The sequence below is a fragment of the Bifidobacterium leontopitheci genome (assembly GCF_009193355.1).
In the GTDB taxonomy this organism is placed as follows: Bacteria; Actinomycetota; Actinomycetes; order Actinomycetales; family Bifidobacteriaceae; genus Bifidobacterium; species Bifidobacterium leontopitheci.
In genome coordinates this window covers 1-26,093 of sequence record NZ_WBVT01000024.1, presented here as the reverse complement: position 1 = coordinate 26,093, position 26,093 = coordinate 1, and the positions used below count along the sequence as shown (strand labels likewise).

Genomic DNA, 26,093 nt, shown 5'->3' with positions numbered 1-26,093 from the left:
ATAATCCCGTCACGCGGGCCGCCCGGTCCGCGTGACGGGCGATGCGAGACCCGTTGTCCTTCAGTGGTTTGCGCCGGCCGCGTCACGCGGATTGGGCGGACCGCGTGACGCGACTCATGAAATATGCGGAAGACGGATGCGGTAACGCGAGCATCCCTCCGCGCACACGTCAGTCGGCGAGGAAGTCGGCGATCGCGCCGGCGGCCGCATACCCCTTACGGTACATCATCTCCAGACCTTCGAACGTCTTCGACAACGTCGACAGGCCGCACAGGTCGTCGGGCGCGAGGATGAGCACCCGACCGTCCTTCTCGTATTCCTTCGCCAACGCCACCTCGTCGTTGTACGTGCGGTAGCGCTCGCGCAGCCGTTCGGCGGCGGCCGGGTAACGATGCTGCAGGATGCGCGCCGGGCCAAGGTCCTTCTTCTGCTCGCGCAGCACGTCTCTGAGTCGGGTGAGCACCACGACCACGCGGTCGTAGCCGTCATCGAGGGCCTTCTGCACCGGGACCGGGTCGGCGATGCCGCCGTCGTAGTAGGGTACGCCGTCCACCACGTACGGTTCGCAGGCGACCGGCACCGCCGACGACGCCTTGACCGCGTCGAAGTCGTCGAACCGGATGCGTGACTTGTCGAAGTATTTGGTCGACCCGTCTTCGGCGTTGCACGCCACCACGGTGAAGCCCATCGGGTTCTCCTCGAATGCCGCGAAATCCACCGGATTCTCACCGTCATGGTTGCTCAGCGTGCCGTAGATGTAGTCGAGGTTCGCGAAATTGTGGTTCTTGAAGAAGCTTTCCGTGCTCGCGTACTCCTTGCGGAAGGCGTACTGCGTGTAGAACGTGTGGTTGCGGCCGGGCTGGCGGGCGATGAATGACGTCAGGTTCGCCGCCCCGGCCGAGACGCCGTACCCGTGGTCGAACGTGATGCCGTCGGCCGAGCAGCGGTCCAGCACGCCCGCGCCGAAGATCGCGCGGAAGCCGCCGCCGACGTCGATGATCGCCGTGCGGTGCGCACCCTGTGCCGTCGCCGCGTTCGTTGCCGTCGTCGCCGTGTCGCTCGCCGGTTTGGCCGTCGTCGTCGCGTTCGCTGTCGTGTTGTTCGCCGTCGCGTTCACTGTCGTGTCGTTCGCTGTCGCCGTGTCGTTCGTCGGCGTTGCCGTATCCGTTGCCGTCATGCTGATCCCCTTTCATACGTTTCGTCCGAGCTTACGCCCCACTTGCGGACAGCCTCGCGCACACGCACGCCCTCTCTATCACAGCGTGTACCTACCCGCTGTGACAGAGAGGGCGACAGCGGCTAGTTTCCAACGATTTCATGAGTGGTATCACAGCGGGTACCTACCCGCTGTGACAGAGAGCAGAGTGATAGAGGAGGGAGGATACAGCGCGGGGCGGCAGCGCAAGCGGCGCGGGGGCGGCGGTGCAAGCGACAGTTGCGTCAGCGGTGCAACAGGTCGGCGGCGAGCTTGGCGATGCGCTCGCCGCTGTCCGAGTTGGACAGCTCCACGCCGCCATCCTGCGTGGCCGGGGCGAGCTTGCCCAGCGATTCGAGCACGACGCCCAGATGACGCACCGTGCCCTCGTTTCCGTCGATGATCGCGGTCGATTCGGGCAGCAGCTCGCGGAAGTACTCGCGGTAGAACACGAAATGCGTGCAGCCGAGCACCACCGCGTCGATGCCGTTGAGGTCGTACCCGTCAAAATACCGGTGCAGCGTGTCCATGACCAGATCGCGGTTGTCAAGCCGCCCCTGCTCCACGATCTCCACTAGGTCGGGGCACGGCTGCGGCAGGATCTGATTGTCCGCTTTGAACCGGTCCATCAGCGCCGCGAACTTGTGTTCGCGCAACGTCAACGGCGTCGCGGCGACGATCACATGCTGCGGTGTATGCGCGACGACCGGACCGGAACCGTCCGCTCCGGCGTGGGTGTCGCCGCGGTCGCAGGCCACCTTCAACGCCGGCTCCATGCCGATGATCGGGATGTCGTAGGTGTCGCGCAGCGCGTTGACCGCCGCCGACGTTGCCGTGTTGCAGGCGATGACCACGGCCTTGACCCGTTCCTTCATGAACCGCTCCATGATGGCGAAGCTCAGCCGCTGCACCTCGTCAGGGGTCTTCGTGCCGTACGGCGCGTTCGCGGAGTCGCCGAAGTACAGCACACGCTCGTGCGGCATGTCATGCACGAGCTGCCGCACCACCGAAATGCCGCCCAGACCGGAATCGAAAACCCCGATAGGTGCCGTTGAAGTCATTATGCTCACCCTCCAATCGACCGCCGCAGACCGAAACCTCGCCTCACGACGCAGGCAGGCCGACGGCGAAACACACGCGGAACCCACCATACCGCACCGCGCGCCCCGACATCGCACCTCCCGGCCGGTTCTCCACAAGACGAACGCGCGCCGTGTCTGCTGCGGCACACTGCCGCCTGCCGCCGCGCCCGTCCACACGTCGGCTGCTCGCCCTACTCTACCCACATTCCGCGGTCGGAGTAGGCTTGTACGCCATGAGCATTCCGAACACCATGGTCAAGGCGCACGCGACCGGCAATGATTTCATCGTGTATTTCGACCCGGACGGCCTCTATGAGCCGACCGCCGACGAGGTGAGCGGCCTGTGCGACCGTCATTTCGGCATCGGCGCCGACGGACTGCTGCGGCTGACACGGCCGCAGTACGTCTCGGACCTGACCGAAGAACAGCGTGACGCCTGCCGTGAGGGCGGCGCCGAATGGTTCATGGACTACCGCAACGCGGACGGCTCGCTGGCCGAGATGTGCGGCAACGGCACCCGTGCCATCACCCTGTTCGCCCGTGACGTGGCCCATATCGACGTGGTCCATGCCGCCCCCGGAGGCGACGGCGGGGCGTTCGCGCTCGGCACCCGCGCCGGCGTGAAGACGCTGCGGTCTCTCGGCGACGTTGAACCGTACGGCCGTGACGTGTTCCGCGTCGAGATGGGGGAGTGGAAGCGCGGCGACCTGGACGCCTTCGAGGTCACCATCCCCGGTACGCCGGGCAGCGCGCGCGGCACGTTCGTCGACATGGGAAACCCGCATGTGGTCGCCGTGATCGAGGACGCCATGTCCACGTTGCCGCGCGTCGAGGACCTTGATTTGGCGGTCAAGCCGGTCGTCTCGCCTGTGCTGGAGTCCGACCAGAACGTGGAGTTCGTGCGCATCGACGACATCGACGAGGCGGCAGGACTGGGCGAGGCGACGATGCGCGTCAACGAGCGGGGCTGCGGTGAGACGCTCTCCTGCGGCACCGGCCTGTGCGCCACCGGTGTCACGCTGCGCGCCAAGACCGGCATCGACCATTGGGACATCACCGTACGCGGCGGCACGCTGCGCGTCGACGTCGACGATGAATCGGTGAGTCTGACCGGTTCGGCCACGCTCGTCGCCACCGTCGAGCTGCGGTAGAAGCCGCAACGGTGGTGACGAGCGTGACGTGACACAATGTGCGGCCCACGTGACGACAGTCACGCTTCCGTCACGCAACAACGTCACGCGAACAGGGCCGGTCCCTCCACGACGATGATGAGCACGACCAGCGCGATGACCCAGACGAAATCGACCATCAGGTCGAAGTTCAGACGGTAGTACTTGCGCAGCCCCTGCGAGCGGCGCGGCAGACCCTGCACGGCGACCGTCGCATGCGACAACGCCATGAACTGGATCGTCGTGGCGAACATCAGACCAAGGCACCACGGGCACAGCGCGCGGATGACGAACATCGACTGGGTGAACAGCCAGTAGGCGTACAGCAGCGCGGCGAGACCGCCCAGCCACGTGCAGATGGCGAACCAGCGCGGCACCACGACCTTCGCCAGGCCGATCACCGCGACCGTGACGAACACCGATTCGGCGGCGATGCCGAAGAACGCGTTCGGGAAGCTCAGTCCGGCGAACTTGATGAACTCCGCCTGCCACGACTGCGCCACATCCGTGCACGAGATGATGCCGTTCACGTCGCAGCCGAGCTTCTCGCCGGGGTGACGGGCCAGTTGCAGCGTTTCGGCGGCGAGCATCAGCGAGACGAACAACGCCGCCGCGGACGCGACGAGCATGATGAGATACGTCCAGACCGCCCCGTGACGCCAGCCGGCCAGGCCCTTGCCCGTGGCCGCCGCCGTGCCGTCCGTGTTCGTTTCGATGTCCTGTGCCATGTTGTTGACCGTCCTTTCCGTGGGTTCTGGTCGCATCCGGCACGTCGCGGGAACCCGGCCTGCCTGCCGGTCCGACACGTCGCATGCAGTCATGCCGTCTGTAGCCATGCCTCAGCTTACGATGGATACATGACTCGTTTAGCACTCGCCACCAAGCCGCCGACGGCCGGGTGGGACATCCACTGCCATACCGCATACTCGGACGGCACCGAGACTCCGCAGACGCTCGTCTCGATGAGCCGTGAACTGGGATTGCACGGGGCCTCCATCAGCGACCATGACACGACCAGCGGCTGGGATGACGCCACGGCCGCCGCCCGCGCCGCCGGTATGCACCTGCTGCGCGGCACGGAGATCACCGCCTGCGACGGCGACGTCTCGGTGCACATGCTCGCCTTCCAATACGACCCCGCCGACCATCATACGGCCGACCTGTTCGCCATGACGCGGCAGGCGCGGCTCAAGCGCACCAAGGCCATGGTCGCCCGGTTGAGCGAGGACTTCCCCATCAGCTGGCAGTCGGTGCTCGACCAGGTGCGCGAGGGGGAGAAGACCACCGTAGGCCGCCCCCACATCGCCGACGCGCTCGTCGCCGCAGGCGTGTACCGCACGCGGTCCGAAGCGTTCGCCGACGCGGTGAGCGCCGGCTCGAAATACTACATCCCCACGCCCTCGCCCACCACGCACGAGGTGCTGGCCGCCGTGCGCGCGGCGGGCGGCGTCGTCATCATCGCGCACCCGGGCGCGACCAGCCGCAACCGGACGCTGCTGTCCGACGACCAGATCTCCTCGCTCGCCGCCGAAGGGCTCGACGGACTGGAGGTCTGGCATCGCGATAATCCGCCCGAGCAGCGCGAACGGCTGCTCGTCCTCGCGCGTGAGCACGGCCTGCTGGTCACCGGCGGCTCCGACTGGCATGGCGCCGGCAAGCCGAACCGGCTCGGCGAGAACCTCACCGACGACGAGACGGTCGCCGAGATCGTGCGTCGCGGCGCCATCGAACTGATATGACCCGCTGACAAAAACAACGTCACGCTGCCCGCCCTCGCACAGTGACGCAAACGGCAAAACCCTTGCGCGACAAGGGATTTCGGCAGTGCGTCACTGTGCGAGGGCGGGCAGCGTGACGTGTATGCATGGGATGGTGACGTTGGCGACGGTATCGACGGTGTCGTCACCGGCCGCGACGTCACCAACGTGTCGTCACCGGATGGCGTCGGCCATGCGGCGAGCTGCCGTCACAGCGCGCCGAAGCCGACGGCGTGCTTGGTTTCGGAGCCGATGAGCGCGTAGCCGAGGGCCTGCGCGGGGACCAGTACGCGACGGCCCTTGTCGTCGGTCAGCTTGATCGGGGTGCCGTCGGCCAGCGCGGATTCGATGGCCGCGGTGACGGTGTCCGCATCGTCGTTCGTGCTGAAGCTCACCGGACGGGCGACGTTGGTGATGCCGAGTTCGATATCCATGATGGTTCCTTTCGTTGCGTTGCGTTTCAGTATAGGCGGCCAAAACCTGGGTGACGAACGCGGCGGTCAGTCGCCGGCGGCTGCCGCGTTGCCGGATGTTGCATGTTCGGACGTCGCATGGCCGGACAGTCCGGACTGCGCGTCACGCATCGCCTGCTCCTCGCGTTCGAGCAGCGGTATCGAGATGGTCGGCGTATCGTAGTTGCTGCGTTTCGCGGCGCCGTCGTACTTGCCGTAGCGGTCGCCGTACGCCTGCGAGGCGGTCACGGTCGCGATGTCGTCCTGTGAGGAGCGCGCGGAACCGGCGCCGGCGGCGACCGGCTCATGATCGTCGGTCTCGTCAGACAGTTCGTCATCCAGCGCCGGTTCGACCGTCGCGCTGTCCAGCTGGCCGAGCGTGATGGTCGCCGACTGGGAGCCGACCGGCTGATGCTGGTCGTGCGTCTTCGTGCGCGCCACGCCAGCCGCCTCGTCCCACGAGCCGGAACGTGCCGTGGAGAATCCGCTGCCGTAGCTGACGCCCATAGTGCGCGGGTCGAGGTCGCCCGCCGCCTGGATGTCCGCCGAGCCGGTACGGTCCGTCTCGTCGGTGCGGTCGCCGGGGTCGGCCATCTCGTCGGCCTGACGACGCCGCTCGGCGGCCTCGCGACGACGGTCGCCCTCGTCAAGCAACGTGCCCACGGTGATGGTCGACGGCGGCTTCGAACCGTTCGCGCCGGCGCCGCGCGACGTGCCGGACGCGCCCGCCTTCGCGGTGAACGCGCTCAGCTGGTGGGCGAGACGCTCCACCTGCGCCTTGAACTGCATGATCTTCTGGCTGTCCGCGCGCGACAGCGCGGAGATGAAATCGCCCACCTGCTCCATCTGCAGCCACAGGTTCGCGCGCAGCATGATCAGGTCGTCCAGCCGCGAGCCCATCATGCGCCCATAGGCGGCAAGCACCGCGTTGCGATGGCTTTCATCAAGCTTGCCGAAGATCCAGGCGAGGTCACGCGCCGGATCGTTGACCTGCATGTTCTGCCAGTTCGTGACCGCGGTGATCGTCGCGCCGGAGAACAGCACGTCGCCGTCGGCGAACCCGCCGTGCACCGGGCATGTGGCGAACGACCACAGCCCTTCCGTCTCCATGATCCGGCTCCAGCTCGAAGTGATCTCCGAGGGCACGTGGCCCGCCTGCTGCAGCCGCTTGATCCACGCGGTCAGCTGCGCCCTGATCTGGCCGGTGGTGAACACCGGATACTGCGCCGCCTGCAGAAAGTTCGGCCGCAGCCGGTGAATCGCGCCGATCGCCGTACCCATCGCCGCACAGTCATCCAACGTGAGCAGGTCCAGCTGCCGGGCGACGCCCACGGTATGCGCGGCCATCATCACCGTCGTGCCGTCAGCCGTATCCTTGTCGGCCTCGCCGTCGACGAACGCAAGCACACGGTCCAGCGCGAACCCAAGCCCGTTGGGGTCCTTCGCGTCCGCGAGCGTGCGCGCGGCGCGCACACGGCCGGCGAGACGCTTGCGACCGTCCTCGCTCTCGCAGGCGTACACGTCGTACAGCCTGCCGGCGGAATCCTGCACCACGGCCTGGTCGATGCCCGCCGCCGCGTCGGTGTCGTTGGCCTGTTCACTGCTGCGGACGCCGGCCACGACGATGTCGGGCATGGATGCCGAGGCGAGCGCCGCCAACATAAGCTTGCTTCGTTGAGTCACATTCCCACACTAGTACATCACAGGGCGTGTCGTCGCCCGACTGGCCGCATGACGTGCGGAAAGTGCGCACTCCGATACGCTGGCAGCGTACCGGCGGCCTCCGGATGCGTGGCTACGGCCGTCCATGGCGCACAATGGATACCATGACCTCACCGACCGATGCGATTCTCGAAGGGCTTGACGAGTCCCAGATGGCCGCCGTCACCGCGCTCGACGGGCCGGTGCGCATCATCGCGGGCGCCGGCGCCGGCAAGACGCGCACCGTGACGCGGCGCATCGCCTACGCGTGCGCGCGCGGCGACTGGGATCCGCGGCGTGTGCTCGCCGTGACGTTCTCGGTCAAGGCGGCCATGGAGATGCGCGCCCGGTTCACGGCGCTGGGCATCGGCGACGACGTCACCGCGGCCACGTTCCACTCGGCCGCGCTCCACCAGTTGCGCCGCGTATGGAACGACATCTGCGAGGCCCCGTTCCCGCACGTGAGCGACGACCAGCGCGACGCCATCGACCGTGCCATACGGCGCGTCACCAACGCATCCGACACGTCGCCGCAGACCATCCGCGACGTGCAGGCGGAGATCAACTGGACGAAGGTGTCGCTCATCGCGCCCGAGGACTACGGCCGCGTCTGCTCGGCGACCCACCGCACGCCGCCCGCCGACCTCGACGCCGAACGCTTCGCTGACGTGATCCGCGCCTACGAGCAGGAGAAGACCGCGCGCGGGCAGATCGACTTCGACGACATCCTGCTGCTCACCTGCCATGTGCTCGACGACTTCGAGGAGGCCGCCGCCTCTATCCGCTCATCCATCGGCTGGCTGACCGTCGACGAATACCAGGACGTCTCGCCGCTGCAGCACCGGCTCATGCGGCTGTGGCTCGGCGGCGACGGACGGTCGGCGCGTGCAGGGGCGGGCGGCAACCGCAACGTGTGCGTGGTCGGAGACCCCGCGCAGACCATCTACTCGTTCGCCGGCGCCAGCAGCTACGACCTGCTGCACTTCGCCGACGAATTCCGCCCGCTCGCCGCCGACATCACGCTCAACACCGACTATCGATCCACGCCGCAGGTCGTCTCGTACGCGAACCGCGTGCTCGCCGCCGCGCCGAACCGCGACGACTACCTGATCCTGCACTCGGGCCGTGAGACCGGGCCGCGCGTCGGCCACACCGTCTACGCCGATGACACTGAGGAGGCGCACGGCGTGGCCGCCCGCATCGCACGACTGGTCAAAGGCGGCGTCAAACCGTCCGACTGTGCAATCCTCACTCGCATCAACGCCCAGCAGCCCGCCCTGTGCGCGGCGTTGCGGGCGCAAGGGCTGCACTACCGGGTGCGCAGGGACTCGGGATGGCAGAATTCGGCGCTCGCCGACGATGCGCAGGAGAAGCTGGCGTTGCTCGAGGCCAAGGGGCTGAGCGTGGCCGCGTCGTCGGTGACCGTCTCGACGATCCACGCATCAAAGGGCCTCGAGTTCCCGTACGTGTTCATCATCGGATGCTCGGAAGGCCTGCTGCCGTACGGCTCCCCGGGGCCGGGGGAGGGGCTTGAGGAGGAGCGGCGGCTGCTGTACGTGGGAGTGACGCGTGCGGAGCGCGGCCTGCACATGTCGTTCGCGCGCGCCAAGAACGAGGGCGCCTATCAGGGCCGCTCGCCCAGCCGCTTCCTCAGCTGATGCGTCGCTCACGTCAAGTGGGCCGTCCGGCCCGTGTGACGTGAGTTGTAAAACGTAGTGTTTGCAACGGTTTTTGCGGGTGCGTCACGTGGGCCGGGCGGCCCGCGTGACGCAGGATGATTGCGGGGATGGTTTGGGACCGGTAGTTCGGCGGTTCGGTAGTTCGGCGGTTCGGTCAGTGTCGATTGTCGCCGGGGGCGTTGCTGTCGGGGGTGTCGTTGCCAGTGTCAGTGTCGCCGTTATCGGCGCTGTCAGCGTCACCGCTGCCGTCGCTGCCTTGCTCTTCGTCGAGGAGCTTGGTCAGCTCGGCGTCCCAGTCGATGCCGTCGCCAGTCGCAGCGCCACCGCCTGCCGGCGTGGCGTCACCGTTGCCGATAGCGGCGTCGGCCGTCTGCTCGAGCGCGGACGTCGTGCCGGACGTCTGATTGCCGGCCGCCTCGCCGCCTGCCGCAGGCGCACCGTCATCCGCCGGCAGTTGCGGCAGCAGGTCCGGGTGCGACCACTTGGCGTCGCGCACCTCGGCGCCCTCGGCCGCGGTGATGCGCTCCCAGATGACCGCGGCCTCGCGCATCCGCTTCGGGCGCAGCTGCATGCCCAGCAGCGATTCGAACGTGCGCTCGGCAGGGCCGCCGACCGCGCGCTTGCGCCGCATCATCTCACGCAACTGTTCGATATGCGGGATGTGCGCCATGCCGGCGCGCCACGTCACGCAGTCGACCCAGCCTTCGACCAGCGCCATGAGCGTCTCCAGCGAGGCCAGCGCCTCCTTCTGCTCCGGCGTGTCGGGAATGCCGACCTTCGTCAGGTTCACCGCGCCCGAAATGGACTCGGGGTCCATCGAGGTCGCGTCGCGCAGCTGCTCCTCCATGGCGTCGAGGTCGATGGTGATGCCGCGCGCATACTTGCCGATCAGCGCCTCGAAACGCGGCATGAGCCACGGCACGCCGGCGAACAGGCGGGCGTGGGCGATTTCACGCAACGCGAGGAACGACGTCACCTCGCCCACCGGAATGTTCAGTGACGTGGCGTATTCGCTGATGTTCTGCACGATCAGGCCGCCGGCGGGGCTCTTGAGCAGCGCGATGCCCTGGTCGAAGCTGCCGTTGACCTCATGCGAGAGCTTGCCGGCCGCCTGGCCGAGCTGCATGGCGAACGACGTGTTGCCGAGCAGTTTGATGAGCTGGGCGGGGTCCTTCATGTTGTCCGGCATGGGGATGGGCACAGGGCCTGCAAACACGCCGGCGATCTCGCCGCCGAACGCGTCGCCGAGACGTTCGGAGATGACCGAGGCGAGCGCGTCGTTCATCGACTGGGCGACCGGCGCGGCGAACTTCGCCCACGATTCCAGCGTGTTCTCCACCCATCCGGCGCGGGTGAGCATCTCCATGTCGCCCGGCGCGGGGTCGAACTCGCACGCGGTGTCCAGCCACAGGTTCGCCTCGCTGACCGCCCGGCGCGTCTCGTCGGCGGCCTGCGCGCTCACTGTGGCCTGCGAGCCGTCGGCGTTCGCGCGCTGCAGGGCGATCGTCTTCGCGAGGCTCACGTTGATCGGACCGGATTCGACCGTGCGCTTCATGTCGCCGAACGTGTTCAGGCCGCCCGAGGTGAACGCCTGCATGAGCGCTTGCACCTCGGCGGGCTTCGGCAACTTGCTGGCGTCCTGGCTCATGAGCTGCTCGCGAATCTCCTCCGGCAGCTGGGACAGCTGATTCCAGGCCATCTCGCCCTGAACCGGGCCGAAGCAGTCGATGAACCACTGCCGCATAGCGTTCTCATCCATGGTGTTCCCCGCCTTACGTGGTACTGTCAGTTGATTCCATAATATGGGAGGTATGCCGAACATGCAGTCAAAACGCCGACTTCACGCGCACAGCGCACAAACGATGCTGCGCCGCGCCCTCGCCTATGTGGGCCTCATCCCCGAAAGCCGCCGACCGTTGCGCTACTATGCGGGCACGCTGGCCGTGGCGCTGGGCATCGTGATCCTGCTGCTGCCGTCCGCCTACACGGTGGAAGGCCCCGGACCCACGCAGGACGTCCTCGGCAAGGCGTCGGGCGAACAGGTCATCGCCGTCACCGGCGCCACGACGCACAAGGATTCCGGCAAGCTGCTGCTCGTCACCGTCAACGCGTCCGGCGTGCCCGGCTATCCGGTCACCAACGGCGAGGCGCTTGTCGGCTGGCTTGACAAGAACCAGACCGTGCTGCCGCAGGAGGTCGTCTTCCCGGTCGGTCAGACGAGCGAGGAGTACGCCAAGGAGACCTCGCAGCAGATGGACTCCTCGCAGAGCGCCGCCACGAAGGCCGCGCTCGCCTACCTCAAGCACATGGGCAAGGACGTCTCCGGCGTCAAGGTCTCCATGCACATCGACGGCATCGGCGGCCCCTCGGCCGGCATGATGTACACGCTCGGCGTCATCGACAAGCTGACCGGGGAGAACGAGACCGGCGGCAAGACCATCGCCGGCACCGGCACCATCGACGCCAAAGGCACGGTGGGCGCGATCGGCGGCATCCGACTCAAGATGATCGGCGCGAAACGCGACGGGGCCACGTGGTTCCTCGCCCCGGAGTCGAACTGTGATGAGGTCGTCGGCCATGTGCCGCAAGGCCTGACGGTCGTCAAGGTGTCCACGCTCGACGAGGCGTACAAGGCGCTCGTCGCCATCGGCAAAGGGCAGACGGGGGCACTTGAGGGTTGTTCGGCGTCGTGAGCGGCTGACGGCGGTTTCCCGGATGTTGAACGATTTTCGATATCGTAACGCGTGTGTTCCCCGTGTTTTGGTAAGGTGTCTTTCGTGAATGAAACGGCATCACAGAATGGTGAAGAATTTGGGTTCCGCTCCGGCGACATCGTGCAGGAATGGCTGTGGGATGATGACGTCGATGATTCGATCCGCGCCAAGATCGAGAATCTGACGGGCGAGGATCTTGTCGACGAGGACTACGATTCGGCCGTAGACGGCGCAATCGTATGGTGGCGCGACGGCGATGATGAGGACGAGCTGTCCGACACCATCGTCGATGCCTATTCGGTCGTCGGCGATGACGGCCCCTTCTGGGTGCTCACGCCGAAGCCGGGACGTCCGGGCGCGGCAAGCTCCAGCACCGTCCAGTCCGCGGCGAAGACCGCCGGCATGAACGCCGCGACGCCGCTCACCGTCAGCCCCGACTGGAACGGCATCCGCCTGCGCGCCTTCGGCAAGGGCCGCTGATCGGCCTCCCCTCCCTTGATCCCCTCGGTGGAGGGCCGAGCCGTGAAGCAGACAGCGGAGCTGTTTATAGGCGAGGTGCGAGCGACAGCGAACCGGTATTGAGCCTGCCGAAGGCAGTCCTTGATTGCAGGACGCTGTCAGCGGAGCTGACTGGGGGAGCGTCACGCGGGCGACGACTGGGGAGCCGCCGCCGTCATCTTCAGCCGGTCGCTCCTCCCTCCATCTCCGCCCTCTTGTGTCCTCATAATGTCACAGCGGGTAGCTACCCGCTGTGACGCATCCAAGTGACGGGTGTTTGCGAAGGCGGTTTCCTCTAGTTTTCCGCGGTTTTCGTGATTTCCCGCGGTTTTTCGCATGCGCGGTGCAAGTCTGTCACAGCGGGTAGCTACCCGCTGTGACGATGGGACGATGTCTAGTGGTCTGCCAGCTATTCAGCGTCAGCTTTCTCATCCTGCCGGTGCTTCGCCGCGAGGATCTCGTCGACCAGCTTCGGCTTTTCGGTCAGCTGGCCGGTGAATCCGGGGCGGATGTCCATATGCAGCACGAGGCTCGTGCGATACCCCTGCTCGGCGAGCTTCTTCGCCGCGTCGCCGGCGACGCGCAGCACCTCGTCAAGATCGCCCTCCACGTTGGTGAACAGGGCGTTCGTCTCCTGCGGCAATCCGGACTCGCGAATCACCTCGATTGCCTGCGAGACGTACGGGGAGACCTCGGAGCCGACGCCGTTCGCCGACACCTGGATTGCGGCGACGGTGTTGAGATACGGCTTGCCGGTCTTCGGGTCGATCGGGACTTCCTGCCTTACCGCATTGCGGTCGAATGTCATGATATGGTCCTTTCAAACAACGGACGACCGTGGACGGCCGCTCGTACAACATATAGCGGTGTATGACGCCCCCGCTGGCGGACGCTGTCGACGAAGCCGTGGGTGGTCACCGGCGTATCCGCCGTCGTCCACCCCGTCAGACACAGACCCTGCCAGCGCGAGCGGGAAAGGTGGTTGCGGCTAACGCCAGCGCCACGCGTGGTCCATCGGGCCGGAGCCGTGGCCGAGGTCGAGCTGCGCCTCGAGCGCACCGGTCAGGTATACCTTCGCCAGCCGGATCGCGCCCTCCAGCGTCTCGCCCTTGGCCAGGTTCGAGGCGATCGCCGACGACAGCGTGCAGCCGGTGCCGTGCGTGTTCGGATTGTCCACGCGCGTGCCATGGAACCACGTCGTCGCGCCGCCGCTCACCAGCAGGTCGCTGGCGTCGGCGACACCGTGACCGCCCTTGACGAGCACCGCGCAGCCGTATCGCCGCTCGATCGCGCGTCCGGCCGTCTCCATGGCCGCCGGACCGGCGATCGTGGCGCTACCGGTTTCGCTTGCCGCATCCCCGGTCCACTCGGCGGCATGCTGCGCGACGGCGTCGTCGGCCGCTGCCTGACCGCCGCCCAACTCCAGCAGCACCTCGGTCTCCGGAATGTTCGGCGTGATGACCGTCGCCAGCGGGAACAGCCGTGACGTGAGCGCGTCGATCGCGTCGTTGTCGATGAGCCGCGCGCCCGACGTGGCGACCATGACCGGGTCGAGCACCACGTTCGTCGCGTGGTGGGCGGCAAGACGGTCCGCGATGGCCTCGATGAGCGGCGCCGAGGAGACCATGCCGATCTTGACGGCCTGCGGCGGAATGTCGGCGAACACGGCGTCGATCTGCGCGGCCACCATCTCGGGCGACACGTTCTCCACGCCGGTCACGCCCATCGTGTTCTGCGCGGTGAGAGCGGTGATCGCGCTCATGCCGAACACGCCGTTGGCGAGCATGGTCTTGAGGTCGGCCTGGATGCCGGCGCCGCCCGACGAGTCGCTGCCGGCGACGGTGAGCACTGCGGGCAGCGTCGTGCGGCCTGCATGGTCTTGCATGGGTGTTGAAACTGTCATACCGGCCATTCTAGCGGCCGTATCATCGCCGGCATAGGTTATCCGCGTCACACCGTCCGACCGCACGAGCCTTTGCGTCACGCTGTTCTCCCGAGCACGGTGACGCGGTAGTGAGAAGCGTTGCAAATACTGGGGTTCGGGCCGCGCGTCACGTGGTGAGGGCGAGCAGCGTGACGCACAGGCGGCTCTTGCGGTTCGCGCGAATGTGTGATGGTATGGTGAGGTTCGCGGAATCGTGCGGCATGGCGTGCGTGGTACAGCGGACGCGGCGAGGAACAGCACCGGCTTGAGGAAAGGGACGGCGAGACGATGGGCGACATGACGGACACCGCCGACATGGTGGGACGACACGACGGCGTGCTGGCGCGCATCACCGGCTTCGACGACGGCCGGACCGCCTATTACGCGGTCATGCAGAACGGCCGCACCACGCGGCTGACGTTTCCGCGGCAAGAGGTGTTCGACGTGGGCGACGTGCTGCTCATCGGCACCGACTTCTACACGAAGGTGCCGGCAGACGTGTGGCCGGTCAAGCCGCGCGTCGGCGTGGTCAGGCGAGCGCTCGACGACTGCGTGGTCATCGAGACGTCGGACGGCCTGGAACTGCTGGAGGGGGAGTATCCGGCCAACATCATGCCCGGCAACACAGTGGAGTTCACCGACCTGTTCGGCATCGAACGGGTGCTGTGGCCGACCGCGATCCGGCCTGGCGAGTCCGACCATGACGACGACATCAAACAGTACCGGATCATGCCCGGCGACGACCCGAGTCTCACGTTCGCCTCGTTCGGCGGTTACGAGCGTGTCGTCGCCCGCGCCCAGGAGCTCATCGAGACGCAGCTGGGCAACAGCGAGCAGATGCGCGCCATCGGCGCCAAGCCGATCAAAGGCGTGATTTTCACCGGCGCGCCCGGCACCGGCAAGACGCATCTGGCGCGCATCATCGCGAACGTGGCCGACGCGCAGTTCTACCTGGTCTCCGGCCCGACGATCGTCAGCAAGTACGTGGGCGACAGCGAGGAGACGTTGCGCATGATCTTCGCCGCCGCGCAGGCCGACAAGCGCGCGATCATCTTCTTCGACGAGATCGACTCGATCGCCTCCTCGCGCGACAACGACACGAACGGCGTCGGCAAGCGGCTCGTCGCCCAGCTGCTCACGCTGATGGACGGTTTCGCCTCGAAAGGCAACGTCGTGGTGGTCGCCGCCACGAACCGCATCGAGGATGTGGACCCGGCGTTGCTGCGTCCGGGGCGTTTCGACTGGCAGATTCCGTTCCCCATGCCCAGCGAGCACGACCGTCTGCGCATCCTCGAGGTGCAGGAGCGTGCGCTGACCACCGAGGGGGTTCTTCCGCTCGCCGATGTCGCCGCCCGCACCGAAGGCTGGAGTGGCGCCGAAGTGTGCGCCATCTGGACGGAGGCCGCGCTCGTGGCGGCCAAGGACAAGCGCGGTGCGATCCGCGCGAGCGACCTGATGACCGCGTTCGAACGCGTGGAACGACGCCCGGAACTGCGCCAGCGCATGGAGTAGCTCCGGACGGCGGCGGCGTGGTGTGATCCACCCCCAGTCTCGCTGCGCGAGACAGCCCCCGCCAGCGGGGGCGAGAGTGTTGGTTGATACGACAATGCCCCCGCTGGCGGGGGCTGTCAGGCGAATGCCTGACTGGGGGTGGTATCGGTGGTGTCACAGACACCAGTCAATGACCACCCCCAGTCGGCTCCGCCGACAGCCCCCGCCAGCGGGGGCATTGTCTAGCAGCCTGTCATTTACTCCGTGGCGGTGGAGTACAGCTTGCCGCCCTGGGCGGTGTACTTCGCGCTCATCGCGTCAAGGCCGGCGCGAATCTCCTCGGGGCTGAGCACGTTGGCGGACACGACGCCATCCGCGGCGGCCGGGGCGGTCTCGCCCGTGGCCGGGATCTTGCCGGCGATCGAGTCCTTGACGATCTGCTCCTGCGCGGCGGCGCCGCCGAAGGCCTTGCGGATGTTCTGCGAGATGGCCATCGAGCAGAACTTCGGGCCGCACATCGAGCAGAAGTGCGCCATCTTGGCCGGCTCGGCGGGCAGCGTGTCGTCGTGGAAGGCGATGGCGGTGTCCGGGTCGTAGCTCAGGTTGAACTGGTCGAGCCAGCGGAACTCGAAGCGGGCCTTCGAGATCGCGTCGTCACGGTCCTGCGCGTGCGGGTGGTGCTTGGCGATGTCGGCCGCGTGGCAGGCGATCTTGTAGGCGATCACGCCCTGCTTGACGTCATCCTTGTTCGGCAGGCCGAGGTGCTCCTTCGGCGTCACGTAGCACAGCATGGCGGTGCCGTAACGGCCGATCTCGGTGGCGCCGATCGCGGAGGTGATGTGGTCGTAGCCGGGGGCGGTGTCGGTCGTCAGCGGTCCCAGCGTGTAGAACGGGGCGCCCTTGCACACGGCCTTCTCCAGCTCGATGTTCATGCGCACGGTGTCGAACGGCACGTGGCCCGGGCCTTCGATCATGACCTGCACGTCCTTGTCCCATGCACGCTGGGTGAGCTCGCCCAGCGTCATGAGCTCGGACAGCTGGGCCGCGTCGTTGGCGTCCGCCAGCGAGCCGGGGCGCAGGCCGTCGCCGAGCGAGAACGCGACGTCGTACTTGGCGAAGATGTCGCACAGCTCGTCGAAATGCGTGTACAGGAAGCTCTCCTGATGATGGCGCAGGCACCAGTCGGCCATGATGGAGCCGCCGCGCGAGACGATGCCGGTGACGCGGTTCGCCGTGAGCGGCACGTAGCGCAGCAGCACGCCGGCGTGGATGGTCATGTAGTCGACGCCCTGCTCGCACTGCTCGATGACGGTGTCGCGGAACAGCTCCCACGACAGCTTGCTCGCGTCGTCCTCGACCTTCTCGAGCGCCTGGTACATCGGCACGGTGCCGATCGGCACAGGGGAGTTGCGCAGGATCCACTCGCGGGTGGTGTGGATGTCGTTGCCGGTCGACAGGTCCATGACGGTGTCGGCGCCCCACTTGGTGGCCCACGTGAGCTTCTCCACCTCCTCGTCGATGGACGAGGTGACGGCCGAGTTGCCCATGTTCGCGTTGAGCTTGGTGAGGAACTTCGAACCGATGATCATCGGCTCGGCCTCCGGGTGGTTGATGTTGCACGGCATGACGGCGCGGCCTGCGGCCAGCTCGGAGCGCACGAGCTCCACGTCGCAGTTCTCGCGGGTCGCCACGTACTGCATCTCCGGGGTGATGATGCCGTGGCGGGCGTACCACATCTGGGTGATCGGGTGGTCCTTGGCGCGCATCGGCTTGTGCGAGCGGCCACGCCATTCCTTCGTCGCGCGGCCGCGCTTGATGGCGCGCTTGCCGTCATCCTCGAGGTTGCGGGCACGGCCCTCGTACTCTTCGACGTCGCCGCGGTCGCGGATCCAGTCGAGACGAAGCGGCTTGAGGCCTTCCTTCGGGTCGCACTTGGGGCCTTCGGTGTTGTAGTCGTGGAACGGCGGGTTCGGGCCGACGCCGGGCGTGTCGGAGAGCTTGATCTCGGTGTACGGCACCTCGAGGTCGTACGAGCCGTACTCGTAGGAGAACGGCACGGACTTCGTCTTGCGGATATGCGCCTTGTCACGCTGCTTGGAGCCGCGGGCGGCGATGTCGACGCGCTGCTGCTTGGCGAGCTTCTGCGCCTCCTTGGCCTCCTTGGCGTTGGTGAACTTCTTCTCGGTGGCTTCGGAGCCGGGCTGCGCGGTGCCCTCCTGCGCGGCCTGCGTGTCGGTGGCCGGGTTGTGGGTCACGATGCGCGGCGCGTAGCCGTGGCGCTTGTCGCCGCGCACGGCCTTCCAGCCGGCGACCATCTCGCGGGTGGCCTCCTCCGGGTTCTCAGCGCCGGCAATGGCGGAGACGGCGAACCAGCCGGCTGCCTTGGTGCCGGCGAGCATGGCCATGTCGGCAGCGGTCACGCCGCCGCCGACGACGACCGGGAACTCGGACGCGGCGCAGATGGTGTCGATCTGCTTGGCGTCAAGCGTGCGGCCGGAGCCGTCGTTGCCGCCGACGGACGCCTCGGGCTTGGTGGTGGAGACGTGCAGGGGGCCGGCGCCGATGTAGTCGATGCAGCCGTCGGGCAGCTCGTTGATGACCTTGACCAGCGACTCGGTTTCGGCGGAAAGGCCGACGATGGCCTCGTCGCCGAGCAGGGCGCGGGCCTCGCGCGGCTCCATGTCGGTCTGGCCGATGTGCACGCCGTCGACCTTGATGCCCTTGCGGCGGGCCTGCCAGACCACGTCGGCGCGGTCGTCGATGACGAAGGCGACGGAGTCGGACTTCTCGTTGTCCTCGATGATCTGCGCGATGTCGCGGGCCATTTCGGTCAGCTCGGAGGCGTCGGCGCCCTTGGCGCGCAGCTGGATGAACGTGGCGCCGCCGTGCAGCGCCTGGTCGATCACGTCGGTCAGCGGGCGGCCCTTGCAGTCGTCCGGGCCGACGACGAAATACGCGGACAGGTCGAAGCTGTCGCGCATCGACGCGTAGGGATATTCATTGCTCATGTGGTGTTCCTTTAATTGTTGTGGTTTCCACTCTTCCTCCCGCTGGCGGGAGACGTCGCGAGGCGACGGAAGGCGGCTTGGTACTGCTCTGGCGTGCCGCCCCGGCCGGCTTGCGGCCGGCCGCCCCCGCCAGCGGGGGCAAGTCTGTGATGGTTCAGTCGCGCAGGATTTCGCTTTCGGCGACCTGTTCGGCGGTCAGGTTCCACAGGGCGTCCAGCAACGCCGTCTGGAACGAGCCGGGGCCGGCGCTGTGGCGTTCGGCGATCTCGCCGGCGCGGTTGTACAGCGCCGTGGAGGCCAGCGCCGCGGTCAGCGGGTCGGCCACGGCAAGGTACACGGCGGTCACGCCGCCGAGCGAGCAGCCGGCGCCGGTGATCTTCGTCATCATCGCGCTGCCGCCGGGCAGCCGGTACACGTCCTCGCCGTCGGTGACCAGATCGACGGCGCCGCTTACGGCGACCGCCGCCTTGCCGATGCCGTTGTGCGCGGCCATGAACCGGGCGAGCCGCAGGGCCGCCGCGACGGCGCTGTCCACTGCGTCCACGGATTCCACGCCGGCAGGCCGTGAGGCGGTGTCCGCGTCGCCGAGCCCCCACATCGCGTCGAGCGCGATGATCTCGGAGGCGTTGCCGCGCACGATGGTCGGCGGCCAGCGCTTGAAGGAGGTCAGGATAGCGGTGCGCGTGGCGCCGATGCCGGCCGCGACCGGATCGAGCACCCACGGGTGCGAGGCCGTGTGGAACGCGCGCGCCACCTGCGGCAGGGCGTCCTTATAGAACGGCAGTAGCGTGCCCACGTTGATGTAGTCAGCGCCCGAGATGGCGGCGGTGTCGATGATGTCGTCCGGCAGGAAGCTCATCGCGGCGGTGCCGCCGGCGGCGAGCTGCGCGTTGGCGACGAGGTTGATGGTGACGAAGTTGGTGAACGACTGGGCGAGCGGGGTGCGTCCGCGCACGTCGCCCACGGCCCGCGCGATGCGCCGGCGGATGTCAGGCGCGGCGTCGCGCGTGTCGCCTGCCGGGGCGTTCGCCGGTACTTCGATGTGTTCGATGCTCATATCCATTGCTCCCTACGATGGTCTTGACCAACAGGTTCTAAGGGTCAGGCTTCGGCCTTTCTCAACTCGCGTGGCGCGGGTTCCCCTGCATTACGTAACCAAACGTATGGCCCAATATGGACATAGGTCTTGCGTTTCAAGGGTGCGTGTGGTAAAGGCCACATCCGGACCGGCAGACGGGCGGCAGCCGGGCTCTCGCGCAGTCCGCCCGCGACGCGCCGGGCCGTTTAATTGTTAAGTTTCTTTACATAAATGTCGTCCAGTTCGGTAGAATAGGGGAGAATACGGGAAAGGTACCGTCTCCGGCCATGCGCCGGCGCAGGTATGTCGACCGCAGCAAGGAGCGCCACAGCGGACGCTCGTTAATTCAATGAAGAAGGAAACTGGATGACAGTGCACAGATTTGGTGGCCGCGTGGTGGCTTTCGCCGCAGCCGTGGCTCTATCCATTCCACTGGGCATGGGGGCGATCGGCGCGTCGGCGGCCGACACCGCGACCCGTGCCGACTCCACCACGCAGATGAGCTCCACCCCCGAGGTGGTCTACGCCAACCGCGTGGAGGCCGATCAGGCGCGCACCACCGACTTCGACGCGAACTGGAAGTTCAAGATGTCGGACGCCATCGCCGCGCAGGATCCCGATTTCGATGACTCCGCCTGGCAGCAGATCTCCCTGCCGCACGACTACAGCATCACGCAGAAGTACACGCAGTCCGGCGAGGCCGAAAGCGCCTATCTGCCGGGCGGCACCGGCTGGTACCGCAAGACCTTCACCCTTGACAAGGGCCTTGCCGGCAAGCAGGTGAGCATCAACTTCGACGGCGTGTACATGAACGCGACCGTCTGGCTCAACGGCGTCAAGCTCGGCGAGCATCCCTACGGCTACTCGCCGTTCTCGTTCGACCTGACCAAGAACGCCAGGTTCGGCGCCGAGAACACGATCGTCGTCAAGGTCGACCACAAGACCCCGTCCTCGCGCTTCTACTCCGGCTCCGGCATCTATCGTGACGTCACCCTTACCGTCACCGACGGCGTGCACGTCGCCGGCGACGGCGTCGCCGTCACCACGCCGAAGCTCGCCGAGCAGAACGGCGGCGACGTGACGATGAACCTCACCACGACCGTCTCCAACAACACCGACGCGGCCGCGGACGTCACCCTTAAGCAGACCGTGTTCCCCAAGGGCGGCGAGACCTCCGCCGCGATCGGCACCGTCACCACCGACGCCAAGTCCGTCGCGGCCGGCAAGAGCGCGGACGTCGCGTCCACCATCACCGCCGCCAAGCCGAAGCTGTGGAGCGTCGAGAACCCGAACCTGTACACGGTGCGCACCGAGGTGCAGGTGGCCGGCAAGACCGTCGACACCTACGACACCACGTACGGCTTCCGCTGGACCAGCTTCGACGCGAACACCGGCTTCTCGCTCAACGGCGTCAAGGTCAAGCTCAAGGGCGTCTCCATGCACCATGACCAGGGTTCGCTCGGCTCGGTCGCCAACCACAGCGCCATCGCCCGCCAGGTCCGCATCCTCAAGGACATGGGCGTCAACTCGATCCGCACCACGCACAACACCGCCGCCAAGGCCCTCATCGACATCTGCAACGAGGAGGGCATCCTCGTCATCGAGGAGATCTTCGACGGCTGGAACCGCGCCAAGAACGGCAACACCGAGGACTACGCCAAGTACTTCGACCAGACCATCGCTGCGGACAACCAGATCCTCGGCGGCGACAAGGACGAGTCCTGGGCCAAGTTCGACCTGACCTCGACCATCAACCGCGACCGTAACGACCCGTCCATCATCATGTGGTCGACCGGCAACGAAATGATGGAGGGCATCTCCGGCGGCGTCTCCGACTTCCCGCAGATTTCCGCCAAGCTCACCCGCTGGACCACCGCGGCCGACGCCACCCGCCCGGCCACCTACGGCGACAACAAGATCAAGGCCAACTGGAACGAGTCCAACACGATGGGCGACGCGCTGACCGCCGCGGGCGGCGTCGTGGGCGCCAACTACGAGAACGGCTCGCTCTACGACTCCACGCACCAGGCCCACCCGACCTGGAAGCTGTACGGCTCCGAGACCGCCTCGGCGATCAACAGCCGCGGCATCTACAACGTCACCACCGGCTCGACCAGCGACCAGCAGCTCACCAGCTACGACAACTACGCCGTCGGCTGGGGCGCGACCGCCAGCTCCGCATGGTACGACGTGATCCAGCGCGACTTCGTCGCCGGCGAGTACGTGTGGACCGGCTTCGACTACCTCGGCGAGCCGACCCCGTGGAACGGCACCGACGCGGGCGCCAAGGGCACCTGGCCGTCGCCGAAGAACTCCTACTTCGGCATCGTCGACACCGCCGGCCTGCCCAAGGACAGCTACTACTTCTACCGCTCCCAGTGGAACACGAAGTCCCACACGCTGCACATCCTGCCGGCCTGGAACGGCGACGTCGTCGCCAAGGACTCCAACGGCAACGTGCCGGTCGTCGTCTACACCGACGCCGCCAAGGTCAAGCTGTACTTCACCCCGAAGGGCAGCACCGAGAAGCAGCTGATCGGCGAGAAGAGCTTCACCACCCACACCACCGCGGCCGGGTACACGTACCAGACCTATGACGGCGAGGGCAAGAACTCGACCGCCGACAAGAACATGTACCTGACCTGGAACGTCAAGTGGGCCGAAGGCACCATCACCGCCGAGGCGTTCGACAAGGACGGCAAGCAGATCACCGACGCCGAGGGCCGCTCCTCCGTGACCACCACGGGTGCCGCCTCCCAGCTCAAGGCCGAGGCCGACAAGACCGAGATCTCCGCCGACGGCAAGTCCCTCAGCTACGTCACCGTCGACGTGACCGACGCGAACGGCAACACCGTGCCGAACGCCGCCGACCGCGTCACGTTCAAGGTCGAGGGCGCCGGCAAGCTCCTCGCCGTCGACAACGGCAAGACCACGGACCACCAGTCCTATCAGGAGGACAACCGCAAGGCGTTCAGCGGTAAGCTGGTCGCCATCGTCCAGTCCACCAAGACCGCCGGCACCATCAAGGTGACCGCCACGGCCGAGGGCCTCAAGGCCGCGACCACGACGATCACCACGACCGCCGTGCCCGGCTCCACCACCGCCAAGACCATCGACGGCTTCTACTACGCGCGCAACTACTACGTGAAGACCGGCAACAAGCCCACGCTGCCGACCGACGTCGAGGTGCGCTACTCCGACGGCACCAAGGACCGCCAGAACGTCACGTGGGGCGAGGTCACCGACGAGCAGGTCGCCAAGGCCGGCACGTTCACCGTGACCGGCACCGTCGCCGACCAGACGATCAGCGTGCGCGTCACGATGATCGACGAGGGCGGCGCGCTGCTCAACTACTCGGCCACGACCCAGGTCGGCACGCCCGCCGTGCTGCCCGAGTCCCGCCCGCTCGTGCTCTCCGACGGCACCGTGACCAGCGCCAACTTCGCCGTGACCTGGACCAAGCCCGCCGACAGCAAGTACGACGAGGCCGGCACCGTGGTGGTGCCCGGCAAGGCGACCGTCTTCGGCAAGGACATCGCCGTCACCGCCACCATCCGCGTGCAGAAGGCGACCGTCACCATCGGCGACAGCGTCTCCGGCAACGCGATGAAGCTGACGCAGGACATCCCCGAAGGCTCGCAGTCCGACACGCTGGACGCCATCAAGAACGGCTCCACCACCGTCGACCCGAACCTCTCCGGCGGCCCCAACCCGTCCGCATGGACCAACTGGGCATGGTCGAAGGCCGGTCACAACACGGCGCAGATCACGTTCGAGTACGCGACCCAGCAGACGCTCGGCCAGATCGTCATGTACTTCTTCCGTGACACGTCGTCCGTGACCTTCCCGGACGCCGGCACCACGAAGATCGAAGTCTCCGACAACGGCACCGACTGGACCCAGCTCAACGCCAAGGAGACCATCGCCACGGCCGAGTCCTCCGACCGCGTCAAGCCGTACACCTACGACTTCGCACCCACCGGCGCGACGTTCGTCCGCTTCACCATCACCAACGCCGACACCACCACGTCCAGCGGCGTGGTGAGCACCGGCCTGACCGAGATCGAGCTCAAGGTCGCCACCACCACGTTCACCACGAACACGGCGGCAGGCCTCGCCTCCCTCAAGGTCAACGGCACCGCGGTCTCCGAGTCCGCGCTCGCGTCCGGCTCCTACAACACGCCGGCCCTCGTGGCCGACGTCGAGGCCACCGGCAAGGACAACGCGTCCGTGACCGTGCTGCCCGCGCACGACAACGTGATCCGCGTGATCACCGAGTCCGAGGACCACGCCACCCGCGAGACCTTCACCATCAACCTCGGCAAGGAGCAGCCCGACACCGCCGACTCCGACGCCCGCGACTACCCGGCCGCCGACATGACCGTCACCGCCGGCAGCGAGCAGACCACCGGCGGCGGCTCCACCGAAGGCCCGAAGGATTACGTCAAGGACGGCAACGTCAACACGTACTGGCACTCCAACTGGACGCCCACCACGCTGGACGACCTGTGGATCGCCTTCGAGCTCAAGGAAGCCACCAAGCTCGACGCGCTGCGCTACCTGCCGCGCCCGGCCTCCAGCAAGAACGGCAACGTGACCGAGTACAAGCTGCAGGTCTCCGACAACGGCACCGACTGGACCGACGCCGGCACCGGCACCTGGACCACCGACTACGAATGGAAGATCGCGAAGTTCGACCAGCCGGTGACCACCAAGTACGTGCGCCTCAAGGCCGTCCACACGTACGCCGACTCCGGCAACGACCGCTTCATGTCCGCCGCCGAGATCCGCCTGCGCAAGGCCGTCGAGACCACCGACATCAGCAAGGCCGAGGTCACCGTGCCCGCCGAGCTGACCGTCGATAAGGTCGACGCCGACAACCCGGCCGTCTTCGACACGAAGGACGTCGTGGTCAAGGTCGACGGCAAGACGCTCACCTACGGCGTCGACTACGTGCTCGAGTACGCGGACAACACCGCGGCCGGCGAGGCGAAGGTCACCGTCAAGGGCATCGTGAACTACAGCGGCAGCGTGACCAAGACGTTCACCATCAAGGTGAACGGCGAGACCCCGGAGCCGCCGGCCCCGACCCTCGAGTCCATCAGCGTCAAGACGCAGCCGACCAAGCGCACCTACCTGGTCGGCGAGTCCTTCGACCCGGCCGGACTCGTGGTCACCGAGCACTACAGCGACGGCACCACCAAGGACGTGACCTACGGCGACGCGACCGCCAAGGACTTCACGTTCAAGCCGGCGCTCGACGCGAAGCTCACCGAAGCCGACAAGACCGTGACCGTCACCTACCAGGGCAAGACCGCCACGATCGACATCACCGTGAGCAAGCCCGCGCCCACCGTCGACAAGACCGCCCTCAACAAGGCCATCAAGGCCATCGAGGACGAGAAGCTCGACGAGTCCAAGTACACGCAGGACAGCTGGACCGCCCTCGCCGACGCGCTCAAGGCCGCGCAGGCCGTCAGCGCCAAGGCCGACGCCACGCAGGACGAGGTCGACGCCGCGCTCAAGACGCTGACCGACGCCCGCGCCGCGCTCGAGGAGAAGCAGCCCGAGCCGGAGCCTGAACAGGTCGACAAGACCGCGCTCGACAAGCTGATCAAGGACGTCGAAGGCAAGAAGCTCGACGAGTCCAAGTACACCGAGGACTCGTGGAACACCTACGCCGCCGCGCTCGAGTACGCCAAGCAGATCAGCGCCAAGGCCGACGCCACCGAGACCGAGGTCAAGAACGCGACGATCTCGCTGCAGACCGCGTTCGACGGCCTGATCGAGAAGGGCGAGACGCCGGAGCCGGAACCCGAGCCCACGCCGAAGCCGGAGCGCGTGGACAAGACCAAGCTCGACGCCGCGATCAAGAAGGTCGAGGCCGAGAAGCTTGACTCGTCCAAGTACACGGACGCCTCCTGGAAGGTGTTCGAGGCCGCGCTCGCCCAGGCCAAGGCCGTCTCGGCGAACGCCTCCGCCACCCAGACGCAGGTCGACGCCGCGCTCTCCGCGCTCGACGCCGCCCGCAAGGGTCTGACGGAGAAGTCCGGCGGCCTGAGCTCCACCGGCGCCGCGGTGACCACCGTCGCCGTCGCCGCCGGCCTCATGCTCGCGGCCGGCGCAGGCATCGCCCTGAGCCGTCGTCGCCGCGCGTGACATGGTTGACCCGGCCGTGAACTGACGGCCCGGTCGACTGAACGGAAAGCCCCCGCATCCTGAACTGCACCCCGATTGTTGGACTGCGATAATGCAGATTCGATGATTGGAGGTGCGGTTTCTCATGTGTGGGGATCGCAGGCGTCATTACGACGACGGTTTCATGAGGAAGGTCGCGGACCTGAT

17 protein-coding genes are annotated in these 26,093 nt (G+C 66.9%); 7 read left to right on the top strand and 10 right to left on the bottom strand.

Going from position 1 to position 26,093, the window contains the following annotated elements:
• Window positions 1–169: 169 nt before the first annotated feature.
• Both F7D09_RS07690 and murI read right to left on the bottom strand, forming a co-directional pair.
• The gene (locus F7D09_RS07690; protein WP_152234811.1) at window positions 170–1,177 is read right to left on the bottom strand and encodes a patatin-like phospholipase family protein; all 1,008 of its coding nucleotides are present in this window, start codon (window positions 1,175–1,177) and stop codon (window positions 170–172) included.
• A gap of 263 nt (window positions 1,178–1,440) precedes the next feature.
• Complete coding sequence (murI, locus tag F7D09_RS07685) at window positions 1,441–2,256, bottom strand: glutamate racemase (protein WP_152234810.1); 816 nt, start codon at window positions 2,254–2,256, stop codon at window positions 1,441–1,443.
• 254 nt (window positions 2,257–2,510) lie between these two features.
• Here murI and dapF point away from each other — a divergent pair, with 254 nt between their 5' ends.
• On the top strand, window positions 2,511–3,428 hold the full coding sequence (gene dapF / locus F7D09_RS07680; protein ID WP_152234809.1) for a diaminopimelate epimerase: 918 nt from the start codon (window positions 2,511–2,513) through the stop codon (window positions 3,426–3,428).
• Window positions 3,429–3,511: 83 nt separating this feature from the next.
• Here dapF and F7D09_RS07675 read toward each other — a convergent pair whose 3' ends face one another.
• Entirely contained in the window at window positions 3,512–4,174 is a 663-nt protein-coding gene (locus F7D09_RS07675) for a vitamin K epoxide reductase family protein (RefSeq protein ID WP_152234808.1), read from the bottom strand.
• A gap of 129 nt (window positions 4,175–4,303) precedes the next feature.
• Between F7D09_RS07675 and F7D09_RS07670 the strand changes: the two genes are divergently transcribed.
• On the top strand, window positions 4,304–5,185 hold the full coding sequence (locus tag F7D09_RS07670) for a PHP domain-containing protein (RefSeq protein ID WP_152234807.1): 882 nt from the start codon (window positions 4,304–4,306) through the stop codon (window positions 5,183–5,185).
• 227 nt (window positions 5,186–5,412) lie between these two features.
• On the opposite strand, the gene F7D09_RS07665 is transcribed toward F7D09_RS07670, so the two are convergent.
• Window positions 5,413–5,637: a DUF3107 domain-containing protein gene (locus F7D09_RS07665; protein ID WP_152234806.1), complete on the bottom strand. Its 225-nt coding sequence runs from the start codon at window positions 5,635–5,637 to the stop codon at window positions 5,413–5,415.
• 66 nt (window positions 5,638–5,703) lie between these two features.
• Complete coding sequence (locus tag F7D09_RS07660; protein ID WP_152234830.1) at window positions 5,704–7,317, bottom strand: phosphotransferase; 1,614 nt, start codon at window positions 7,315–7,317, stop codon at window positions 5,704–5,706.
• Between the two features lie 155 nt (window positions 7,318–7,472).
• Between F7D09_RS07660 and F7D09_RS07655 the strand changes: the two genes are divergently transcribed.
• Window positions 7,473–9,014, top strand: a complete 1,542-nt coding sequence (locus F7D09_RS07655) for an ATP-dependent helicase (protein WP_376863513.1) — start codon at window positions 7,473–7,475, stop codon at window positions 9,012–9,014.
• 175 nt (window positions 9,015–9,189) lie between these two features.
• Here the strand turns inward: F7D09_RS07655 and F7D09_RS07650 are convergent, their stop codons facing one another.
• A complete protein-coding gene (locus F7D09_RS07650) occupies window positions 9,190–10,794 on the bottom strand; it encodes a zinc-dependent metalloprotease (protein WP_152234804.1) in 1,605 nt (534 codons plus the stop codon).
• Window positions 10,795–10,846: 52 nt separating this feature from the next.
• Here F7D09_RS07650 and F7D09_RS07645 point away from each other — a divergent pair, with 52 nt between their 5' ends.
• Entirely contained in the window at window positions 10,847–11,728 is an 882-nt protein-coding gene (locus F7D09_RS07645) for a YlbL family protein (protein ID WP_152234803.1), read from the top strand.
• Between the two features lie 84 nt (window positions 11,729–11,812).
• Window positions 11,813–12,229, top strand: a complete 417-nt coding sequence (locus F7D09_RS07640; RefSeq protein ID WP_152234802.1) for a DUF3052 domain-containing protein — start codon at window positions 11,813–11,815, stop codon at window positions 12,227–12,229.
• Window positions 12,230–12,656: 427 nt separating this feature from the next.
• Here F7D09_RS07640 and F7D09_RS07635 read toward each other — a convergent pair whose 3' ends face one another.
• Complete coding sequence (locus F7D09_RS07635; RefSeq protein ID WP_152234801.1) at window positions 12,657–13,055, bottom strand: thiamine-binding protein; 399 nt, start codon at window positions 13,053–13,055, stop codon at window positions 12,657–12,659.
• Window positions 13,056–13,235: 180 nt separating this feature from the next.
• Window positions 13,236–14,159, bottom strand: a complete 924-nt coding sequence (gene thiD, locus F7D09_RS07630) for a bifunctional hydroxymethylpyrimidine kinase/phosphomethylpyrimidine kinase (protein ID WP_376863510.1) — start codon at window positions 14,157–14,159, stop codon at window positions 13,236–13,238.
• Between the two features lie 309 nt (window positions 14,160–14,468).
• Here thiD and F7D09_RS07625 point away from each other — a divergent pair, with 309 nt between their 5' ends.
• A complete protein-coding gene (locus F7D09_RS07625; RefSeq protein ID WP_319792555.1) occupies window positions 14,469–15,683 on the top strand; it encodes an ATP-binding protein in 1,215 nt (404 codons plus the stop codon).
• A gap of 236 nt (window positions 15,684–15,919) precedes the next feature.
• Here F7D09_RS07625 and thiC read toward each other — a convergent pair whose 3' ends face one another.
• A complete protein-coding gene (gene thiC, locus F7D09_RS07620; RefSeq protein WP_152234800.1) occupies window positions 15,920–18,670 on the bottom strand; it encodes a phosphomethylpyrimidine synthase ThiC in 2,751 nt (916 codons plus the stop codon).
• 154 nt (window positions 18,671–18,824) lie between these two features.
• A complete protein-coding gene (locus F7D09_RS07615; RefSeq protein ID WP_152234799.1) occupies window positions 18,825–19,727 on the bottom strand; it encodes a hydroxyethylthiazole kinase in 903 nt (300 codons plus the stop codon).
• A 387-nt stretch (window positions 19,728–20,114) separates the two neighbouring features.
• On the opposite strand from F7D09_RS07615, the gene F7D09_RS07610 reads away from it, so the two are divergent.
• On the top strand, window positions 20,115–25,907 hold the full coding sequence (locus F7D09_RS07610) for a discoidin domain-containing protein (protein ID WP_152234798.1): 5,793 nt from the start codon (window positions 20,115–20,117) through the stop codon (window positions 25,905–25,907).
• Window positions 25,908–26,093 lie beyond the last annotated feature (186 nt).